General features: G+C 61.2%; 16 protein-coding genes. 12 read left to right on the top strand and 4 right to left on the bottom strand.

The genetic code is table 11. The features are described from left to right. The first annotated feature begins 152 nt into the window (after positions 1-152). The 8 genes from ppsA (at position 153) to AC1RCO_RS30340 (ending at position 8,280) form a co-directional block, all read left to right on the top strand. A complete protein-coding gene (gene ppsA, locus AC1RCO_RS30375; RefSeq protein ID WP_041116859.1) occupies positions 153-2,528 on the top strand; it encodes a phosphoenolpyruvate synthase in 2,376 nt (791 codons plus the stop codon). Between the two features lie 102 nt (positions 2,529-2,630). Then, positions 2,631-3,620: an alpha/beta fold hydrolase gene (locus AC1RCO_RS30370; protein WP_011060190.1), complete on the top strand. Its 990-nt coding sequence runs from the start codon at positions 2,631-2,633 to the stop codon at positions 3,618-3,620. Between the two features lie 247 nt (positions 3,621-3,867). Continuing rightward, on the top strand, positions 3,868-4,359 hold the full coding sequence (gene rraA, locus AC1RCO_RS30365; RefSeq protein ID WP_492618349.1) for a ribonuclease E activity regulator RraA: 492 nt from the start codon (positions 3,868-3,870) through the stop codon (positions 4,357-4,359). Positions 4,360-4,384: 25 nt separating this feature from the next. After that, positions 4,385-5,380 carry a zinc transporter ZntB gene (locus tag AC1RCO_RS30360; protein ID WP_015634750.1) on the top strand — a complete coding sequence of 332 codons (996 nt, stop codon included), beginning with the start codon at positions 4,385-4,387 and terminating at the stop codon, positions 5,378-5,380. A 63-nt stretch (positions 5,381-5,443) separates the two neighbouring features. Next, positions 5,444-5,689 (top strand): CrfX protein, encoded by a 246-nt coding sequence (locus tag AC1RCO_RS30355; protein WP_492618348.1) that lies wholly within the window; start codon positions 5,444-5,446, stop codon positions 5,687-5,689. Between the two features lie 2 nt (positions 5,690-5,691). Next, positions 5,692-6,516 (top strand): mechanosensitive ion channel family protein, encoded by an 825-nt coding sequence (locus AC1RCO_RS30350; RefSeq protein ID WP_011060194.1) that lies wholly within the window; start codon positions 5,692-5,694, stop codon positions 6,514-6,516. A gap of 88 nt (positions 6,517-6,604) precedes the next feature. Then, a complete protein-coding gene (gene sigX / locus AC1RCO_RS30345) occupies positions 6,605-7,195 on the top strand; it encodes an RNA polymerase sigma factor SigX (RefSeq protein ID WP_011060195.1) in 591 nt (196 codons plus the stop codon). 107 nt (positions 7,196-7,302) lie between these two features. Then, entirely contained in the window at positions 7,303-8,280 is a 978-nt protein-coding gene (locus AC1RCO_RS30340) for an OmpA family protein (RefSeq protein WP_011060196.1), read from the top strand. On the opposite strand, the gene AC1RCO_RS30335 is transcribed toward AC1RCO_RS30340, so the two are convergent. Further along, on the bottom strand, positions 8,268-8,471 hold the full coding sequence (locus AC1RCO_RS30335; protein ID WP_073698925.1) for a hypothetical protein: 204 nt from the start codon (positions 8,469-8,471) through the stop codon (positions 8,268-8,270). The two genes, AC1RCO_RS30340 and AC1RCO_RS30335, sit on opposite strands and share 13 nt — an antisense overlap. Positions 8,472-8,703: 232 nt before the next feature. Between AC1RCO_RS30335 and AC1RCO_RS30330 the strand changes: the two genes are divergently transcribed. Further along, complete coding sequence (locus tag AC1RCO_RS30330) at positions 8,704-9,723, top strand: quinone-dependent dihydroorotate dehydrogenase (RefSeq protein ID WP_011060197.1); 1,020 nt, start codon at positions 8,704-8,706, stop codon at positions 9,721-9,723. A 133-nt stretch (positions 9,724-9,856) separates the two neighbouring features. Here the strand turns inward: AC1RCO_RS30330 and rmf are convergent, their stop codons facing one another. Continuing rightward, positions 9,857-10,072: a ribosome modulation factor gene (gene rmf / locus AC1RCO_RS30325; protein ID WP_015634760.1), complete on the bottom strand. Its 216-nt coding sequence runs from the start codon at positions 10,070-10,072 to the stop codon at positions 9,857-9,859. 544 nt (positions 10,073-10,616) lie between these two features. Between rmf and rlmKL the strand changes: the two genes are divergently transcribed. Then, the gene (gene rlmKL, locus AC1RCO_RS30320; RefSeq protein ID WP_053150032.1) at positions 10,617-12,881 is read left to right on the top strand and encodes a bifunctional 23S rRNA (guanine(2069)-N(7))-methyltransferase RlmK/23S rRNA (guanine(2445)-N(2))-methyltransferase RlmL; all 2,265 of its coding nucleotides are present in this window, start codon (positions 10,617-10,619) and stop codon (positions 12,879-12,881) included. Positions 12,882-13,017: 136 nt separating this feature from the next. Then, positions 13,018-15,417 carry a sensor domain-containing diguanylate cyclase gene (locus AC1RCO_RS30315; RefSeq protein ID WP_492618347.1) on the top strand — a complete coding sequence of 800 codons (2,400 nt, stop codon included), beginning with the start codon at positions 13,018-13,020 and terminating at the stop codon, positions 15,415-15,417. A gap of 42 nt (positions 15,418-15,459) precedes the next feature. Here AC1RCO_RS30315 and dacB read toward each other — a convergent pair whose 3' ends face one another. Continuing rightward, on the bottom strand, positions 15,460-16,920 hold the full coding sequence (gene dacB, locus AC1RCO_RS30310; RefSeq protein WP_015634763.1) for a D-alanyl-D-alanine carboxypeptidase/D-alanyl-D-alanine endopeptidase: 1,461 nt from the start codon (positions 16,918-16,920) through the stop codon (positions 15,460-15,462). 234 nt (positions 16,921-17,154) lie between these two features. Between dacB and AC1RCO_RS30305 the strand changes: the two genes are divergently transcribed. Continuing rightward, positions 17,155-17,499: a YggL family protein gene (locus AC1RCO_RS30305; RefSeq protein ID WP_011060201.1), complete on the top strand. Its 345-nt coding sequence runs from the start codon at positions 17,155-17,157 to the stop codon at positions 17,497-17,499. A 190-nt stretch (positions 17,500-17,689) separates the two neighbouring features. Here the strand turns inward: AC1RCO_RS30305 and AC1RCO_RS30300 are convergent, their stop codons facing one another. Next, entirely contained in the window at positions 17,690-18,880 is a 1,191-nt protein-coding gene (locus AC1RCO_RS30300; protein WP_015634764.1) for a benzoate/H(+) symporter BenE family transporter, read from the bottom strand. Between the last annotated feature and the right edge of the window lie 89 nt (positions 18,881-18,969).

The raw sequence follows: 18,969 nt of genomic DNA, 5'->3' as shown, positions 1-18,969 counted from the left end.
GTGACGATTCTTGGATATGATAGGCGCGATTTGTCGGCCGGGAATGGCCCGCATTCTCACTTATTTTCCAGGTCCAGGCCATATAGCGGGCAAACGCTCCCTGGAGCAGCCGGCTTCTGAGCTTTTCCAACACAGTTAGTGGAGAGATCACCTTGGTAGAGTACGTAGTTTCCCTCGATAAGCTCGGCAAACACGATGTTGAGCATGTGGGGGGCAAGAACGCATCCCTGGGCGAGATGATCAGCAACCTCGCAGGTGCGGGCGTATCGGTCCCTGGTGGCTTCGCCACGACAGCTCAGGCTTATCGTGATTTTCTTGAGTTGAGTGGTCTGAACGACCAGATCCATGCAGCGCTCGATGCGCTGGATGTCGATGACGTCAACGCCCTGGCCAAGACCGGCGCGCAGATCCGTCAGTGGATCATGGAGGCCGAGTTCCCCGAGCGCCTCAACACCGAGATCCGTACCGCCTTCGCCGCACTGTCGGCGGGCAATCCCGACATCGCCGTGGCCGTGCGTTCTTCGGCCACCGCCGAAGACTTGCCGGACGCCTCCTTTGCCGGCCAGCAGGAAACCTTCCTCAATATCCGTGGCGTGGACAATGTGATTCGCGCTGCCAAGGAAGTGTTCGCCTCGCTCTTCAACGACCGCGCCATTTCCTACCGCGTGCACCAGGGGTTCGACCACAAGCTGGTGGCCCTGTCTGCCGGTGTGCAGCGCATGGTGCGTTCGGAAACCGGCACCGCCGGCGTGATGTTCACCCTCGACACCGAATCGGGCTTCCGTGACGTGGTCTTCATCACCGGCGCCTATGGCCTGGGTGAAACCGTGGTCCAGGGCGCGGTCAACCCGGACGAATTCTACGTCCACAAGAACACCCTTGAAGCCGGTCGTCCGGCCATCCTGCGCCGCAACCTGGGCAGCAAGGCGATCAAGATGATCTACGGCGACGAAGCCAAGGCTGGTCGCTCGGTGAAAACCGTGGACGTGGACGCCGCCGATCGCGCGCGTTTCTGCCTGACCGATGCTGAAGTCAGCGAGCTGGCCAAGCAGGCGATGATCATCGAGAAGCACTATCAGTGCCCGATGGACATCGAATGGGCCAAGGACGGCGACGACGGCAAGCTGTACATCGTCCAGGCCCGTCCGGAAACCGTGAAGAGCCGTACCCAGGCCAATGTCATGGAGCGCTACCTGCTCAAGGAAACCGGCACCGTGCTGGTGGAAGGCCGTGCCATCGGCCAGCGCATTGGCGCCGGCAAGGTGCGGATCATCAAGGACGTGTCCGAGATGGACAAGGTCCAGGCCGGCGACGTGCTGGTCTCCGACATGACCGACCCGGACTGGGAACCGGTGATGAAGCGCGCCAGCGCCATCGTCACCAACCGCGGCGGCCGGACCTGCCACGCAGCAATTATCGCTCGCGAGCTGGGCATTCCGGCAGTAGTGGGTTGCGGCAACGCCACCGAGCTGCTGAAAGATGGCCAGGGCGTGACCGTTTCCTGCGCTGAAGGCGACACCGGTTTCATCTTCGAAGGCGAACTGGGCTTCGATATCAAGCAGAACTCGGTGGATGCCATGCCGGAGCTGCCGTTCAAGATCATGATGAACGTCGGCAACCCGGACCGTGCCTTCGACTTCGCCCAGCTGCCGAACGCCGGCGTGGGCCTGGCCCGCCTGGAGTTCATCATCAACCGCATGATCGGCGTGCACCCCAAGGCACTGCTGAACTACGCCGGGCTGCCACAAGAGATCAAGGACAGCGTCGACAAGCGTATTGCCGGCTACCACGATCCTGTGGACTTCTACGTCGACAAGCTGGTTGAAGGCATCAGCACCCTGGCTGCGGCGTTCACACCGAAGAAGGTCATCGTGCGTCTGTCGGACTTCAAGTCCAACGAATACGCCAACCTGATCGGTGGCAAGCTCTACGAGCCGGAAGAAGAGAACCCGATGCTGGGCTTCCGCGGTGCTTCGCGTTACATCAGCGAATCCTTCCGTGACTGCTTCGAGCTCGAATGCCGCGCCCTGAAGCGCGTGCGCAACGAGATGGGCCTGACCAACGTCGAAATCATGGTGCCGTTCGTGCGCACCTTGGGCGAGGCCAGCCAAGTAGTTGATCTGCTGGCTGAAAACGGCCTCAAGCGCGGCGAGAACGGCCTGCGCGTGATCATGATGTGCGAACTGCCGTCCAACGCCATTCTGGCTGACGAGTTCCTCGAGTACTTCGATGGTTTCTCCATCGGCTCCAACGACCTGACCCAACTGACCCTGGGCCTGGACCGTGACTCGGGGATCATCGCCCACCTGTTCGACGAGCGTAATCCTGCGGTCAAGAAGCTGCTGGCCAATGCCATTGCCGCCTGCAACAAGGCTGGCAAGTACATCGGCATCTGCGGCCAGGGGCCTTCGGACCACCCGGACCTGGCCAAGTGGCTGATGGAGCAGGGCATTGAAAGCGTTTCGCTGAACCCGGACTCGGTACTGGAAACCTGGTTCTTCCTGGCTGAAGGTCAGGGCGCGGCGTAATCGGTGAGTGCAGAGTCGGTCGGTCGCAAGGCTGGCTGGCTCTTGAAGATTCAAGCAGGGCGTGCTTCTTCTGGATGCCGCCCTTTTTTGTGCAAGAAGAATATGCAAAGCAGCAGCAACCTATTTCCGGTCGCCTTGATCAGTGCCGAGCGTCGAGGCGACCTCAGCGAAGATGTCTATCGCTTGAAGCCCGGCAACAGTCCCGACCCTTCCGTGGAGTTGGCCGTCACCCGCCTGGGGCTGGCCGATGAGCCTGAAGCCCGGGGGATCCCCGTGGTCCTGCTGCATGGCAGCTTTTCCAATCGACGTTTCTGGTATTCGCCCAAGGGCATCGGGCTGGGGGCCTATCTGGCCCGCGCAGGCTTCGATGTGTGGATTCCTGAAATGCGCGGTCACGGTTTGTCGCGCCGCAATGCCGACTACCGCAAGAACCGTGTCGCCGACTACGCTCGGTACGATTTGCCGGCAATTGCCGCCTTCGTCCGTGAGCAAAGTGTGCAGGTTCCCCATTGGATCGGTCATTCCCTGGGCGGCACTACCCTGGCGGCGGCGTTGGGCGGGCAGTACCTGGGTGATGCGGGCGTGGCTTCGGCGGCGTTTTTCGGTACCCAGATCAGCCGTACCTACTGGCCCTTGAAGATCCCGATGGTGGAGTGGGGTGGGCGCCTGGTGATCAAGCGCTTTGCTCAGTTGTCCGGCTCGCGGCTCAAGCGCGGCCCCGAGGACGAGCCCATCGGGCTGGCTCTGGAGAGCATGCGCTGGCATGGATTGTTTGGTCGTTTCGGCGATGCCGACAAGGATTGGTGGGCGGGCCTGGCGCAGGTTACGGTGCCGGCACTGGCAGTCAGTGCCGCAGGGGATCATCAGGATCCGACCTGGGCCTGTCGCAAGTTGTTCGAGCAGTTGGGCAGCGAGCAGAAACAATTTGTCTGCCTGGGACGCGAGCAGGGATTCAGCGGTAATTTCGGTCACGTCGAGATGCTGGTGAGCAAACCGGCGCAGACTGAGGTCTGGCCGCTGGTCGCGTGCTGGCTCAAGGATCAGCAGGCTCCATTGCTGGTTTCTGTTGCCGAACCCGTGGCTGCGGTTTGAGGCGAAGGCTCTGACAAGGGCATTTCGCTCGATAGCGCTTGCGGCTAAGATATGACGCATTGCGCTGTTCTGGTCACATTCAGTTATTGAGTCGGCTTTCCGTTCCGCTGGCCTGGCTGCGAAAATACGGGGCAGGCGGGTTCGCTCATCAGGCCTTGCAGGTTAAACATCTGCGGTCTGGGCGCGTATCTATATAAGGCAGCACCGACACCTTCGATCGTGTTCTTTCTGTTACAGGAGTTTCTCGATGAACCATTACCTCACTCCCGACCTGTGCGACGCCTACCCGGACCTGGTGCAGGTGGTAGAGCCGATGTTCAGCAATTTCGGTGGTCGCGATTCCTTTGGTGGCGAAATCGTCACCATCAAGTGCTTCGAGGACAACTCGCTGGTCAAGGAACAAGTGGAACTCAAGGGGCAGGGCAAGGTGTTGGTGGTGGATGGTGGCGGCTCGCTGCGCCGCGCCCTGCTGGGCGACATGCTGGCCGAGAAAGCCGCAAAAAACGGTTGGGAAGGATTGGTGATCTACGGTTGCATCCGTGATGTGGATGTCATCGCCCAGACCGATCTTGGCGTCCAGGCCCTGGCCAGCCACCCGATGAAGACTCACAAGCGCGGCATCGGCGACCTCAATGTGGCGGTGACCTTTGCCGGTGTGACTTTCCGCCCTGGCGAGTATGTCTACGCCGACAACAATGGCGTGATCGTTTCGCCAAGCCCGCTGAAAATGCCTGAATAAACAATCGACCTGACAAGGGATGCGGATGTTCGAGGAAGAAAACGCGCAATGGGGGCTGGTACATGCCCTGGTGCTGGATGGTGAAGGCGGTGCGCGTTCGATTGCCCGGACTGAGCTCGACGACCTGCAACTGCAGGCCCATGAAAGCCTGTGGCTGCATTGGGATCGCAGTCATCCGCAGACCCAGACCTGGTTGCGTCGCTCCAGCGGCCTGAGCGAGTTCAGCTGTGACCTGCTGCTGGAGGAAAACACCCGGCCACGCTTGCTGGCGCTCCCGGACTCGGAGTTGCTGCTGTTTCTGCGGGGTATCAACCTGAACCCGGGGGCCGAGCCGGAAGACATGGTCTCGGTGCGGATCTTTGCCTCTGCCCAGCGGGTGATTTCCTTGCGCCTGCGTCAGTTGCGCGCCACCGATGAGCTGTTGGTGCAGCTTGCCGAGGGCCGAGGGCCGAAGACGTCTGCCGAACTCCTCCTTTATATGGCCGAGTACCTGACCCACAAGGTGCAGAATCTGGTCAGCGACCTCTCGGAAGTGGTCGATGGCGAGGAAGAAAAGCTGGATGCCGACGAACGGTATACCCCCGAGCACGGCAGCATTTTGCAGATCCGTCGGCGGGCTGCCGGGCTCAAGCGCTTCCTGGCGCCGCAGCGGGATATCTTCGCCCAGTTGAGCCGGATAAAACTGCCCTGGTTCGCCGTGGATGATGGTGATTACTGGAACGAGTTGCACAACAGTCTGACCCGTTACCTGGAAGAGCTGGAATTGACCCGAGAGCGCGTGGGGCTTGTGCTGGAGGCCGAAGACCGGCGTTTGAGCGTGCGCATGAATCGCACCATGTACCGCTTCGGGATCATTACCGGGATCTTCCTGCCGATGAGTTTTCTCACCGGCCTTTTGGGGATCAACGTTGGCGGCATTCCGTTCTCGGCCAGCCCTTATGGTTTCATCATCGCCTGCCTTTTATTGGTGGCGGTGGCCGTGGGGCAATGGTGGTTGTTTCGTCGTTTGCGCTGGGTGTGATGATGCTTCATGTGACCCGAATAAATCTGATCGCGTCTTTTTCAGACATCACCAGAGGTGCGTATGCACGATCCGTTTGAACAGTCTTTGCGTGACATGCTCAAAGCCTCGCCATCGAGCCGCGATGACGATGCCTGCCTGGGCCGCGTACTGAAAACCGCCAACCGTCAGGTGGGGGCGGGGGATCTGTTCAGCCTTCTGGGCCGCTGGCTGCCGGCGCTGATGATCGCCTTGAATAACGGATCGGCTCATGTTGCGCCGGTTTCTCGTCGTAAATCTTCTGCTCGCACTGCTGATAAGGCTGATTGAATATGGAACTGGATCTCTGGACGCAGAGCCTCGTCACGGCGATGACCGCCTTGTGGACCAAGGTGGCGAACTTCATTCCGAACCTGTTCGGCGCGTTGGTGGTGCTGTTGCTGGGCTTCGTGGTGGCCAAGCTGCTCGATACCCTGCTCTCGAAATTGCTGGCCAAGCTGGGCCTGGATCGCCTCATGGGCGGCACCGGCCTGACCAAGTTGCTGTCTCGTGCGGGTTTGCAGGTACCCATCTCGACCCTGATCGGCAAGATCGTCTATTGGTTCGTTTTGCTGATTTTTCTGGTTTCTGCTGCTGAATCCCTTGGCCTTGAGCGAGTTTCGGCTACGCTCGATATGCTTGCGCTGTATTTACCGAAGGTTTTCGGTGCTGCGCTGGTGCTGCTGGTGGGGGTTTTGCTGGCGCAACTGGCCAATGGCCTGGTGCGCGGCGCCGCAGAAGGCGTAGGCCTGGATTACGCCGGCGGCCTGGGGCGAATTGCCCAGGGGCTGGTGATCATCATCAGTATTTCCGTGGCGATCAGTCAGTTGGAGGTCAAAACCGACCTGCTCAACCATGTGATCGTCATTGTATTGATTACCGTTGGTCTGGCTGTTGCGTTGGCCATGGGGTTGGGAAGCCGGGAAATTGCCGGGCAGATTCTTGCGGGAATCTATGTGCGTGAGTTGTATCAGGTTGGGCAACAAGTACGTGTTGGTGAGGTCGAAGGCCAGATCGAAGAGATTGGCACGGTTAAAACTACATTGCTGACCGATGAGGGTGAGCTAGTCTCTCTCTCCAATCGGATCCTGCTGGAGCAGCATGTAAGTAGCCGCTAACCCGGCAAACCCTGCTAATGTATGCCGCCGCAAAATGCTCGTCATCGGGCTGCGGCGGACATTGACCTGACTGTCGGCACGACTCGTTTTGAATAAAACCCAATCGCTATCCACGCGCTATGACCCCCGTGAGCTCTCTGATGAGGAGTTGGTTGCGCGCTCACATACGGAGCTGTTTCACGTAACACGCGCCTATGAAGAGTTGATGCGGCGCTATCAGAGGACCCTATTTAATGTTTGTGCACGTTATCTGGGGAACGATCGGGATGCGGATGATGTCTGTCAGGAAGTGATGTTGAAGGTGCTGTATGGCCTTAAGAACTTTGAGGGTAAATCGAAGTTCAAGACATGGCTATATAGCATCACGTACAACGAATGCATCACGCAGTATCGCAAGGAGCGGCGCAAGCGTCGGTTGATGGACGCTTTAAGTCTTGACCCCCTCGAGGAGGCGTCTGAAGAGAAGGCGCCGAAACCTGAGGAAAAGGGTGGACTTGATCGCTGGTTGGTGCATGTGAACCCGATTGATCGGGAAATTCTGGTGCTACGATTTGTCGCAGAGCTGGAATTTCAAGAGATCGCGGACATCATGCATATGGGGTTGAGTGCTACAAAGATGCGTTACAAACGTGCTCTTGATAAATTGCGTGAGAAATTTGCAGGTATTGCTGAAACTTAGTTCGGCGCAAATATCTCTTACGTCTAGGTGAGTTCTGATAGACTTACCGCCGAGTTGTCCCCCGGTATGTGGGACTGCTTTACAATCACCAGATGGGGATTTAACGGATGAAACTGAAAAACACCTTGGGCATTGCCATTGGTTCTATTGTTGCCGTGACTTCGTTCGGCGTTCTGGCGCAAGGCCAAGGCGCGGTCGAGGGTGAACTGTTTTACAAAAAACAGTACAACGACAGCGTTAATCACGTTGAAGACGGCTTCAACCCAGGCGCATCGATCGGCTACTTCCTGACCGACGATCTGTCGTTGAACGCCACCTACGACAAGACCAACCACACCCGTTCCAACGACGGTACTGGTAACCAGAAAATCAAAGGCGACAACTTCGGCCTGAACGCTCAGTACCACTTTGGTACCGTGGGTGACGCTCTGCGTCCATACGTTTCCGGCGGTGTTGCTCACAAGAGCATGACCAACGTTGAGGCCGACGGCCACAGCGGTCGCGACCAGTCGACTTTCCTGACTGCAGGCGCTGGTGTTAAGTGGTACATCACCGACAACCTGTTCGCCCGTGCTGGCGTTGAAGCTGACTACAAGCTGGACAACGGCAAGTGGGACTACGCTCCTACCATCGGTCTGGGTGTGAACTTCGGTGGCAGCGGCGGCAAAGTCGCTCCAGCTCCAGTAGCACCAGCTCCAGCTCCAGAGCCAGCTCCAGAAGCTCCAGTTGCTGAAGTGGTTCGTGTTGAGCTGGACGTGAAGTTCGACTTCGACAAGTCGGTCGTCAAGCCTAACAGCTACGCTGACATCAAGAACCTCGCTGACTTCATGAAGCAGTACCCACAGACCACCACCGTTGTTGAAGGTCACACTGACTCCGTCGGTCCTGACGCTTACAACCAGAAGCTGTCTGAGCGTCGTGCAAACGCCGTTAAACAAGTTCTGGTTAACCAGTACGGCGTTGGCGCTAACCGCGTTCAATCCGTTGGTTACGGTGAGTCCCGCCCAGTTGCCGACAACGCAACTGAAGCTGGTCGCGCAGTTAACCGTCGCGTAGAAGCCTCGGTAGAAGCTCAAGCTAAGTAATTAGCCTTGTAGCTTGGAAAAACCCGGCCTAGGCCGGGTTTTTCTTTGCCTGCGATTTGTCTTCCCGGTGCGGGTCGTCCTAGGTCGGTGCTCGGTCTATGTTGCTCCGCGAAGCCCAGGTCGATGGCGGACTTTTCCGGGGCATCGCTGCCGTTGACCCAGGCCGACGGGGTGTTGGGAAGATCGGTCATGGCATGGCACCTTGCATCAAAAAGCGTCGTACCCGCCGGCCGGGTGAAGCAGGGGCGGGTGACGACGCCATTGTCCTGGCACCTCAGCCGTCCTTGGCCGAGGTCTGCATGCACAAGAGAGTGCAAGGCATATGCCAGCCCGGTGGGGATTTCATTTCGCGCCTCGCCTGCAAGCCCCGGGGCCGGCTATAATCGGCGCCCTATTTCGCCGCCAACCGAGTTCATCCCGCCCATGTATACCCTGGCCCGCCAGCTGTTGTTCAAACTCTCCCCGGAAACCTCCCACGATCTGTCCCTGGACCTGATCGGCGCGGGCGGGCGTTTGGGCCTTAACGGGCTGTTGTGCAAGGCCCCGGCGCAGATGCCGGTCAAGGTCATGGGGCTGGAGTTTGCGAACCCGGTAGGGCTGGCTGCGGGCCTGGACAAGAACGGCGCAGCCATCGACGGCTTCGCCCAATTGGGGTTTGGTTTTGTCGAGATCGGCACCGTCACCCCACGCCCGCAACCGGGCAACCCCAAGCCGCGGATCTTCCGCCTGCCCCAGGCCGAGGCCATCATCAACCGCATGGGCTTCAACAACCTGGGGGTCGACAACCTGCTGGCACGGGTCGCGGCCTCGCAATACAAAGGCGTGCTGGGGATCAATATCGGCAAGAACTTCGACACCCCGGTGGAGCGGGCGGTGGATGATTACCTGATCTGCCTGGACAAGGTCTATGCCCACGCCAGCTATGTCACGGTCAACGTCAGCTCGCCCAATACCCCGGGCCTGCGCAGCCTGCAATTTGGCGAGTCGCTCAAGCAACTGCTGGCGGCCTTGAGCCAGCGCCAACAGGAACTGACTGCGATCCACGGCAAGCGTGTACCGCTGGCCATCAAGATCGCTCCGGACATGAGCGACGAGGAAACCGTGGAAGTGGCCCGCGCCCTGCTTGAAACCGGCATGGACGCAGTGATCGCCACCAACACCACTTTGAGCCGTGAAGGTGTCGAAGGCCTAGAGCACGGCGCCGAGGCCGGCGGCCTGTCCGGCGCACCGGTACGGGAAAAGAGCACCCACACGGTCAAGGTACTGGCTGCTGAACTGGCCGGCCGTTTGCCGATCATCGCCGTGGGCGGCATCACCGAAGGCAAGCACGCGGCTGAGAAGATCGCTGCGGGCGCCAGCCTGGTGCAGCTGTATTCGGGGTTCATCTACAAGGGGCCGGCGCTGATTCGCGAGTCGGTGGATGCCATCGCGGCCATGGGCTGAGAGGGAAGGACGGCACGCGGGCATAAAAAAGGGCTCCTCGAAGGAGCCCCTGGGCCGAAGCCCGCCGCCCGGATGGGGCGTGCGTGGTTAAGTCGTCATCTATTCAAGTTTTAGGTGTCGGAATGTGCCCTGATCAGCCGACAGCGCGAAGTTCGTTGAGTCTGTGGATGCCCGCAGTGCCTGTCATACCGTCCCAGTTGTCGCCGCGTCCTTCTCGCCAGCCGTTAATCCAGGCTTGGCGCACCGACGGTAGAGTAAATGGGCAAAGCTCACGGGACTTGCCATTAACGCCATACTGATATCCGCGTAAAAACGCTTTTTCCAACGGATCACGCTTTAGTCTTCTCATAGGGTGTTTCCCTCACTTGTTGACTGCTTTATGTCCCGTCGACCTTCGTTGAGGTCGGGCAGATTGCTTCTGCCGTTGGTGCTCGCTGCCGGCGTCGCGAGCTTTGATGTTGACGCCGTTGCGGCGCCAACCTGTGTTGAGTTCTAACCAATAGGTCACAGCAAGTGAATGATCGTTTTGTCATAAGGACGTAACGATAATGCTGTCCAGGCCATAAGCCTGGGGCGGTTTTGTATCGTGCCTGTCACGCAAAGCCCCCTGTGATCAGCCTCTCACTAGATGATGAGGTTAATGCTTTAGTGAGAATGTCGAACGGTTGCACTCAACTACTATTCGACGAAGGGTCGACTTATGTCATTTTGTTGCCCTGACTTTTTATCTGTCCCGGCCTCTAAGCTCTTTTGCCCTGCAAGAAAGCCAGCCTGCCGGGGTGGGACGGCGCAGTTTCGCGCCACACGAGCGCTCTTGAAGAAAAGCGCTTGATTGAAAAACGAACGGGCGATGCGTTGCCCGTTCACTTATTGCTAAAGGCCCTGGTATTCCCATGTCGGATCGTTACGAAATCTTCCTCACCTGTCCCAAAGGCCTTGAAGGCCTGCTGATCGAGGAAGCCGTCGGGCTTGGCCTTGAGCAAGCGCGTGAGCACACTTCTGCCGTGCGCGGCATGGCCGACATGGAGACAGCCTATCGCCTGTGCTTGTGGTCGCGCCTGGCCAACCGGGTGCTGCTGGTGCTCAAGCGCTTCCCGATGAAGGACGCCGAGGATCTCTACCACGGCGTGCTGGATGTCGATTGGCAGGACCACATGCTGGCCGACGGCACCCTGGCCGTGGAGTTCAGCGGCCATGGCTCGGGCATCGACAACACCCACTTCGGCGCCCTGAAGGTCAAGGACGCCATTGTCGACAAGCTGCGCACTCCGACCGGCGAGCGCCCTTCGGTGGACAAGCTCAACCCCGACCTGCGCATCCACCTGCGCCTGGACCGCGGCGAAGCCATCCTCTCCCTGGACCTCTCCGGCCACAGCCTGCACCAGCGCGGCTACCGCCTGCAGCAAGGCGCCGCGCCGCTCAAGGAAAACCTGGCGGCGGCGATCCTGATCCGTTCCGGCTGGCCGCGCATCGCTGCCGAAGGCGGCGCCCTGGCCGACCCGATGTGTGGCGTGGGCACCTTCCTGGTGGAGGCGGCGATGATCGCTGCCGACATCGCCCCCAATCTCAAGCGTGAACAATGGGGCTTCACCGCCTGGCTCGGCCACGTGCCGGCGCTGTGGCGCAAGCTGCACGACGAAGCGCTGGCCCGGGCCCAGGCCGGCCTGGCCAAGCCACCGCTGTGGATCCGCGGCTACGAAGCCGATCCGCGTCTGATCCAGCCCGGCCGCAACAACGTAGAGCGCGCCGGCCTGAGCGAGTGGATCAAGATCTACCAGGGCGAAGTGGGCACCTTCGAGCCGCGCCCGGATCAGAACCAGAAAGGCCTGGTGATCTGCAACCCACCCTACGGCGAGCGCCTGGGTGACGAAGCCAGCCTGCTGTACCTCTACCAGAACCTCGGCGAGCGCCTGCGCCAGGCCTGCCTGAACTGGGAGGCGGCGGTGTTCACCGGTGCCCCGGACCTGGGCAAGCGCATGGGCATCCGCAGCCACAAACAGTACTCGTTCTGGAACGGCGCCTTGCCCTGCAAGCTGCTGCTGATCAAGGTCCTGCCGGATCAGTTCGTCACCGGCGAGCGCCGCACCGCCGAGCAGCGCCAGGTGGAACGCGAGCAGGCCCAGGCCGCCGCGGACGAAGCACCCGTGCGCCAGTACAACAAGAATGGCAACCCGATCAAGCCGGCCCCGGCTCCTGCTCCCGTGGTCGAGCAGGCGCGCCTGAGCGAGGGTGGGCAGATGTTCGCCAACCGCCTGCAAAAGAACCTCAAGCAACTGGGCAAGTGGGCCAAGCGCGAGGGCATCGAGTGCTACCGTGTCTACGATGCCGACATGCCGGAATACTCCCTGGCCATCGACCTCTACCAGGATTGGGTGCACGTGCAGGAATACGCGGCGCCCAAATCGGTGGACCCGGAAAAGGCCCAGGCACGTCTGTTCGATGCCCTGGCGGCGATTCCCCAGGCGTTGAATGTCGACAAGAGCCGGGTGGTGATCAAGCGTCGCGAGCGCCAGAGCGGCACCAAGCAGTACGAGCGCCAGAGTGCCCAGGGCCAGTTCACCGAAGTTCGTGAAGGCGGGATCAAGCTACTGGTGAACCTTACCGACTACCTGGATACCGGGCTGTTTCTCGATCACCGGCCGATGCGCATGCGTATTCAGCAAGAGGCGGCGGGCAAGCGTTTCCTCAACCTGTTCTGCTACACCGCCACCGCCAGTGTGCACGCGGCCAAGGGCGGCGCGCGCAGCACCACCAGCGTCGACCTGTCGAAAACCTATCTGGACTGGGCACGCCGCAATTTCTCGCTCAACGGTTTCTCCGACAAGAACCGCCTGGAGCAGGGCGATGTGATGGCCTGGCTGGACAGCTGCCGTGACGAGTTCGACTTGATCTTCATCGACCCGCCGACCTTCTCCAACTCCAAGCGCATGGAAGGGGTGTTCGACGTGCAGCGTGACCAGGTGCAGTTGCTGGACCTGGCCATGGCGCGCCTGGCGCCGGGGGGCGTGTTGTATTTCTCCAACAACTTCCGCAAGTTCCAGCTGGATGAAAACCTCGCCGCGCGCTACCAGATCGAGGAGATCACGGCGAAAACCATCGACCCGGATTTCGCCCGTAACGGCAAAATCCATCGTGCCTGGAAAGTCACCGCGCGCTGATGGCCGGATATGTCCCCGAGGCCTGTTTTTTCAGGTTTCGGGGGCTGTTTAGCGCTGGTCAAATTAGTGGCTAATAGCTATAACTCACACTTGGTCCGGATGATGCCCAAACTCGCTGGCGTGATGAGTTCTGCTTATGCCTCTGCATGTTGTACGCCCGAAAATCCTGGGTTTCATAAGTGAAGAGGTATCTGCCTGGCTGGTGGCGGTGCTGGTCCTGGTTGCGGGCGGCATCCTCACCGGGCTCTTGGCCTGGTCCACCTACAGCCTGAACAAGCAGCAGGTGCGCCAGCGCTTCCAGTTGCTGGCCGGCGAACGCTACAGCCGCATCGAAGAACGCTTTCAAGACCAGGAGCAACGCCTGGACGGCTTGCGGCGCTTCTTTGTCAATTCCGACCTGGTGACCCGCCAGGATTTCGATGGCTACGCCAAACCCTTGTTACGCCGCACCCAGGCCTATGCCTGGGCGCCTCTGGTGAGCCGCGCCCAGCGCCCGGAGTTCGAGCAGTCGATTCGCGATCAGGGGCTGCCGGGTTTTTCCATTTTGCAGTTGAATGCCACGGGCCAGATGGAGCCGGCCGGCGAGCACGATGACTACGCGCCGGTGCTGTACAGCCAGACCCAGAGCCCCCTGGGGTCGCCCCTGGGTTACGACCTCCTGGCTCAACCCCTGCGCCGAGCCACCCTGGAACGTGCTCGGGAACTCAATGGCCTGGCGGTCTCTCCGCCTTTGCAACTGGTGGCCGTGGACCAGGCCTATGCGCGAGGGGTGCTGCTGGCGGCGCCGGTCAGGCGCGCGCAGGATGCTTCCGGCCCCCAGGGCCGGCCCTACGGCTATGTTCTGGCGATCATCAGCCTGCGGCAACTGGTGGCGGACGGCCTGCCGGTTCCTGCCAGCGATAACCTGTCGGTGCGGATTCTCGACCTGTCCACCGAGGGCCAGCACGAGGTGCTCTACGAGTCGAACAACCCGCCCATCAGCAGCGGCCTGACCGCCAGCCGCCTGCTGCGCCTGGCGGACCGGGACTATCAAGTGGACATCCGCCCCAGCGCGGCCTTCCTGCACGCCAACCATTCAGCCCTGGGTAGCCTGGTGATCCTTGGCGGCATGCTCAGCCTGCTGCTCAGCGCCTTGCTCTACGTCCTGGTCAGCCAGCGTCAGCGGGCTCTGGCCCTGGTGGAGCAGCGCACCGAGGAGCTGCGTAGCAGCGAGCAGGCGTTGCGCGGCACCCACAGCCAGTTGCGCTGCGTGCTCAATGCCGCCACTCAGGTAGCGATCATTGCCACCGACCTGCGCGGAGTGATCAGCACTTTCAATGCCGGGGCCGAGCAGATGCTCGGCTACAGCAGCAGTGAGGCGGTGGGGCACCTGACCCTGGAAAGCCTGCACCTGCCCGAAGAGCTGGAAAGCTGGGCCCAGAGCCTCACCCAGCGTTACGGCAAAGCCATCCCGGTGTCCCAGGCGATGCTGGTGGAAGAGGGCATGGCCGGCGGGCATGAGGCCCGGGAATGGACCCTGGTGCGGCGTGACGGCAGCCATCTGCAAGTCAACATGCTGGCCACCCCGGTGCTCGACGACCAGGGGTTGTGGATCGGCCATCTGGCCATCTGCATCGATATCACCGAACGCAAGCGCGTGCATGAAGCCCTGGCCGCCCGTGACCGCTTGCTGCAGCGGCTCAGCGCCCACGTGCCCGGCGGGATCTATCAGTTCAAGCTGGACGCCGACGGGCATACCAGTTTTCCCTATGCCAGCGATGGCCTGCGCGAGATCTACGAGATCGAGCCGCAACTGCTGCAGCAGGATGCCGAGGCGGCATTCGAGCGCATCCATCCTGAGGATGTGGAGCGGGTGCGTGAGTCGATCCGGGTTTCGGCGCAGCAGCTCAGTCCCTGGCGCGAGGAGTACCGGGTCTGCCTGCCGCAGCGGGGGGTGCGCTGGATGCGCGGCGCAGCGAGCCCGGAAAGCCTGCGGGGCGGCGGTGTGCTCTGGCACGGCTATATATCGGATATCTCCGATCTCAAGCGGGTCGAGGAGGAACTGCGGGCATTGTCGGTCACCGACTCCCTGACCGGTATCCACAACCGGCGCTATTTCCAGGAGCGGCTACAGGCCGAGATGCACCGCCTGGAGCGAGGTGGTGGCGTCATGGCGGTGATCATGCTGGACATCGACCATTTCAAGCGGATCAACGATCAGTACGGTCACGGTGTGGGGGATCAGGTGCTGCGCGGGTTGTGCGAGCGCATCGGCCGGCGCCTGCGGCGCATCGACGTCTTCTGCCGTCTGGGGGGAGAGGAGTTCATGGTCCTGTGCCCGGACACCAGCGGCCAGCAAGCGCTGATTCTGGCGCAGGAGCTGTGGCACGGTGTGCGCAGTTCGCCGATCGGGCCGGTGGAGAGTGTCACCGCCAGTTTCGGTATCGCCAGTTGGCGTGCGGGGGAGGGTGCAGATGAGCTGCTGCTGCGGGCCGACTCTGCGGTCTATGCCGCCAAGCAGGCGGGGCGGGACCGGGTCCTGATGGAACAGCCGTGAACACTGGCGGCGCGCAAGGCTTGCCGCCGCCAGCGTCGCCGCTTACAGCACCGAAGCGCTGGTCGCCAGTTTCGGCTGGCGGTACAGGTCCAGCAGGACCTGGTCGAGTACCGAAGAGGCGCCGAATGGCCGTGGATCGTTGAGGATTGCCACCACCGCCCAGGTATTGCCGTTGTCGTCGCGGCTGTAGCCGGCGATGGCGCGTACGGTGTTCAGGGTGCCGGTCTTGATGTGCGCCTCCCCGGACATGGCAGTGCGCTTGAGGCGCTTGCGCATGGTGCCGTCCATGCCGGCGATTGGCATCGAACTAATGAACTCGGCGGCGTAGGGGCTTTTCCACGCCGCTTGCAGCAGGCCGGCCATTTCCCGGGCACTGACCCGCTCGGCACGCGACAGGCCGGAACCGTTCTCCATCACCAGGTGCGGCGAGGTGATGCCTTTCTTCGCCAGCCATTGGCGCACCACACGCTGGGCCGCCTTGGCGTCGTCGCCATCGGCTTCGTTGCGGTACTTGGCCCCCAGGCTCAGGAACAACTGCTGGGCCATGGTGTTGTTACTGTATTTGTTGATGTCGCGGATGATTTCCGCGAGGTCCGGGGAGAAGGCGCGGGCCAGGACCTTGGCATCCTTGGGTACCACGGCCAGGCGATCCTGGCCCTGGATGCTGCCGCCCAGCTCGCTCCAGATCGCCCGCACCGCGCCGGCGGTGTAGGTGGCGTGGTCCAGCAGCGACAGGTAAGTCTGGGAACTGCAGCCATCACCCAACTGCCCGCCGACGGTCACGATCACGCTGCCATCGGCCTGGGTGACGGGGTTGTAGCGCACGTCTCCGGTGCACTGCTTGGTGTTGACCGCCTTGACCTGGTTGTCGATGCGGATCTTGGCGATCGGCGGCTCCACCGAAACCAGGACCCGCCCTGAGTCATTGCGGGCAACGAAGCGCAGGGCCTTGAGGTTGACCATCAGGGCGTCCGGCTTGACCAGGAACGGCTTGTTCTCGTCGTTGCCATCGTCATTGAATTCCGGCAGTTGCGGCTGCACGAAGAAGTTGCGGTCCAGCACCAGATCGCCAGTGACTTGCTGTACGCCATTGGCCCGCAGGTCACGCATCAGCAGCCAGAGCTTCTCCATGTTCAGCTTGGGGTCGCCGCCGCCCTTGAGGTACAGGTTGCCATTGAGGATGCCGCCGCTGAGGGTGCCGTCGGTGTAGAACTCGGTTTTCCACTGGTGGGTCGGGCCGAGCATTTCCAGGGCTGCGTAGGTGGTCACCAGTTTCATGGTGGAGGCCGGGTTCACCGATACGTCGGCGTTGAAGATGGTCGGGGTGCCGGGGCCGTTCAGGGGAATCATCACCAGGGACAGGGCGTTATCCGGAAGTTTGCTGGCTTTGAGGGCTTGCTGGACCTTGGGGGTCAGGGTGGTGTTGACCGGAGCCGCGGAAACGGGAAAGGCCAGGGGGAGAAAAACACTGGCCAGCAACAGAGGACGCAACGATTTGATCATATGAAATGGAACCCTGCAGTCGAGGGGAAAAAAGGCGAGGGCATGCAGATAAAATCCCTCAGTGGTCATGAAAGTGTCGGCATTATGCCCCAAGGTATAGCGGCTTGTGCCGTGCCACGGGCCGCTGGGGCGGTATTTTTTTTACCAATGGCAGGGTTGCATCCTCATAGAGTCAGGCAATCGCCGGCCTAAACTGGTAAAGTGCCGCCCGTTATTACTTATGAGGATTGTTCCATGGCCACTAACCGTTCCCGCCGTCTGCGCAAAAAACTCTGCGTAGATGAATTTCAGGAGCTGGGTTTTGAGCTGAACCTGGATTTCAAAGAAGGTCTGGCTGACGAAGCTATCGACGCTTTCCTCGACGCATTCCTCAAAGAAGCGATGGAAGCCAACGGCCTGGGCTATGTAGGCGGCGACGACTTCGGTCTGGTTTGCCTGAGCAAGCGCGGTTCCGTCAGCGAAGAGCAACGTGCCACCGTTGAAGCCTGGCTCAAGGCGCGCACCGAGCTGACCACCGTTGAAGTCAGCCCGCTGCTGGACGTGTGGTACCCGGACAACGCGATCAACCCAGTCGCGTGATGTCATGCATGAGCGACCCGTCCGGGTCGCTCATGCGTTGTTGCCCGAAGGCAACCTGTCGATTTTCCCCTTTGTATCCTTGCCTCTGCCACGGGCCAGCCCCGGGCGTTGTCGTGGGCGCCGTTCGCCGGCAACCCGGCGCGTGAGCGAGCGCCGGTCGGTGTAGAAGCCGGCTTGCCAGCGAAGCCCTTCAGGCGCTGCGCCAGTTCAGGATCATCAGGGTCACCACCCCGGCAACAATTCCCCAGAACGCCGAGCCGATGGAGAACAGCGTCAGCCCCGACGCCGTGACCATGAAGGTGATCAGCGCCGCTTCCCGTTCCTTCACTTCGCTCATGGCGATGCTCAGACCGTTGATGATCGAACCGAACAGCGCCAGGGCCGCGATGGACAGCACCAGCTCCTTGGGCAGGGCGGCGAACAGCGCCGCCAGGGTGGCGCCGAAGACCCCGGCGATGCCGTAGAAAATCCCGCACCACACCGCCGCGGTGTAGCGCTTGCTGTGATCCTCATGGGCGTGGGGGCCGGTGCAGATGGCGGCACTGATGGCCGCCAGGTTGATGCCATGGGAGCCGAAGGGCGCCAGCAGCAGCGAGGCCAACCCGGTGGCGGTGATCAGCGGCGAAGCCGGGACGTTGTAGCCGTCGGCCCGCAGCACGGCGATCCCCGGCATGTTCTGCGAGGTCATGGCCACCACGAACAGCGGAATGCCGATGCTGATGGTGGCGGCCAGGGAGAAGTGCGGTGTGGTCCAGACCGGGGTCGCCACTTCCAGGTGAAAGCCGCTGAAGTCCAGCAGGCCCATGGCCCCGGACAAGGCCGTACCGATCAGCAGCGCAGCCAGTACCGCATAGCGCGGCGACAGGCGCTTGACCACCAGGTAGGTGAGGAACATGCCCAGCACCAGGCCGGTGCGGTGCTGGGCGGCGACGAAGATTTCACTGCCGATCTTGAACAGGATCCCCGCCAGCAGGGCCGCCGCCAGGGACGCCGGGATCTTTTTCATCAGCCGCTCGAAGCTGCCTGTCAGGCCGCACAGGGTCACCAGCACGGCGCAGGTGATATAGGCGCCGATGGCTTCGCCGTAGGTCACTCCGGACAGGCTGGTGATCAGCAGGGCGGCGCCGGGGGTCGACCAGGCGATGGTGATGGGGGTGCGATAGCGCAGGGAGAGGCCGATGCTGCACACCGCCATGCCGATGGAAATGGCCCAGATCCATGAGGAAATCTGACCGCTGGTCAGCCCGGCGGCCTGCCCGGCCTGGAACATCAGCACCAGGGAACTGGTATAGCCGGTCATCATGGCGATGAAGCCGGCCACTATGGCAGACGGCGAAGTGTCGGCCAGAGGGCGTAGCTGCGCGGGAGTGGCATCGGACATTACTGCTGTTCCTTGTTCTTGAAAGACGCAAAAAACCACATCCGGCGCGCATTGATCGAGGCGGGCTCGAGCAATGGGCCAGTAATGGG

Source organism: Pseudomonas sp. GW823-FHT03E05 (genome assembly GCF_058796855.1).
This window is presented reverse-complemented; position numbering and strand designations above follow the sequence as displayed.

Excerpts from the sequence above, each read along its gene's own strand:
- AC1RCO_RS30350 (WP_011060194.1), top strand. The coding sequence starts at position 5,692 with ATGGAACTGGATCTCTGGACGCAGAGCCTCGTCACGGCGATGACCGCC.
- AC1RCO_RS30300 (WP_015634764.1), bottom strand. The coding sequence starts at position 18,880 with ATGTCCGATGCCACTCCCGCGCAGCTACGCCCTCTGGCCGACACTTCG.
- dacB (WP_015634763.1), bottom strand. The coding sequence starts at position 16,920 with ATGATCAAATCGTTGCGTCCTCTGTTGCTGGCCAGTGTTTTTCTCCCC.
- AC1RCO_RS30355 (WP_492618348.1), top strand. The coding sequence starts at position 5,444 with ATGCACGATCCGTTTGAACAGTCTTTGCGTGACATGCTCAAAGCCTCG.
- rraA (WP_492618349.1), top strand. The coding sequence starts at position 3,868 with ATGAACCATTACCTCACTCCCGACCTGTGCGACGCCTACCCGGACCTG.
- AC1RCO_RS30305 (WP_011060201.1), top strand. The coding sequence starts at position 17,155 with ATGGCCACTAACCGTTCCCGCCGTCTGCGCAAAAAACTCTGCGTAGAT.
- AC1RCO_RS30360 (WP_015634750.1), top strand. The coding sequence starts at position 4,385 with ATGTTCGAGGAAGAAAACGCGCAATGGGGGCTGGTACATGCCCTGGTG.
- AC1RCO_RS30330 (WP_011060197.1), top strand. The coding sequence starts at position 8,704 with ATGTATACCCTGGCCCGCCAGCTGTTGTTCAAACTCTCCCCGGAAACC.
- rlmKL (WP_053150032.1), top strand. The coding sequence starts at position 10,617 with ATGTCGGATCGTTACGAAATCTTCCTCACCTGTCCCAAAGGCCTTGAA.
- AC1RCO_RS30335 (WP_073698925.1), bottom strand. The coding sequence starts at position 8,471 with ATGACCGATCTTCCCAACACCCCGTCGGCCTGGGTCAACGGCAGCGAT.
- rmf (WP_015634760.1), bottom strand. The coding sequence starts at position 10,072 with ATGAGAAGACTAAAGCGTGATCCGTTGGAAAAAGCGTTTTTACGCGGA.
- AC1RCO_RS30340 (WP_011060196.1), top strand. The coding sequence starts at position 7,303 with ATGAAACTGAAAAACACCTTGGGCATTGCCATTGGTTCTATTGTTGCC.
- AC1RCO_RS30315 (WP_492618347.1), top strand. The coding sequence starts at position 13,018 with ATGCCTCTGCATGTTGTACGCCCGAAAATCCTGGGTTTCATAAGTGAA.
- AC1RCO_RS30370 (WP_011060190.1), top strand. The coding sequence starts at position 2,631 with ATGCAAAGCAGCAGCAACCTATTTCCGGTCGCCTTGATCAGTGCCGAG.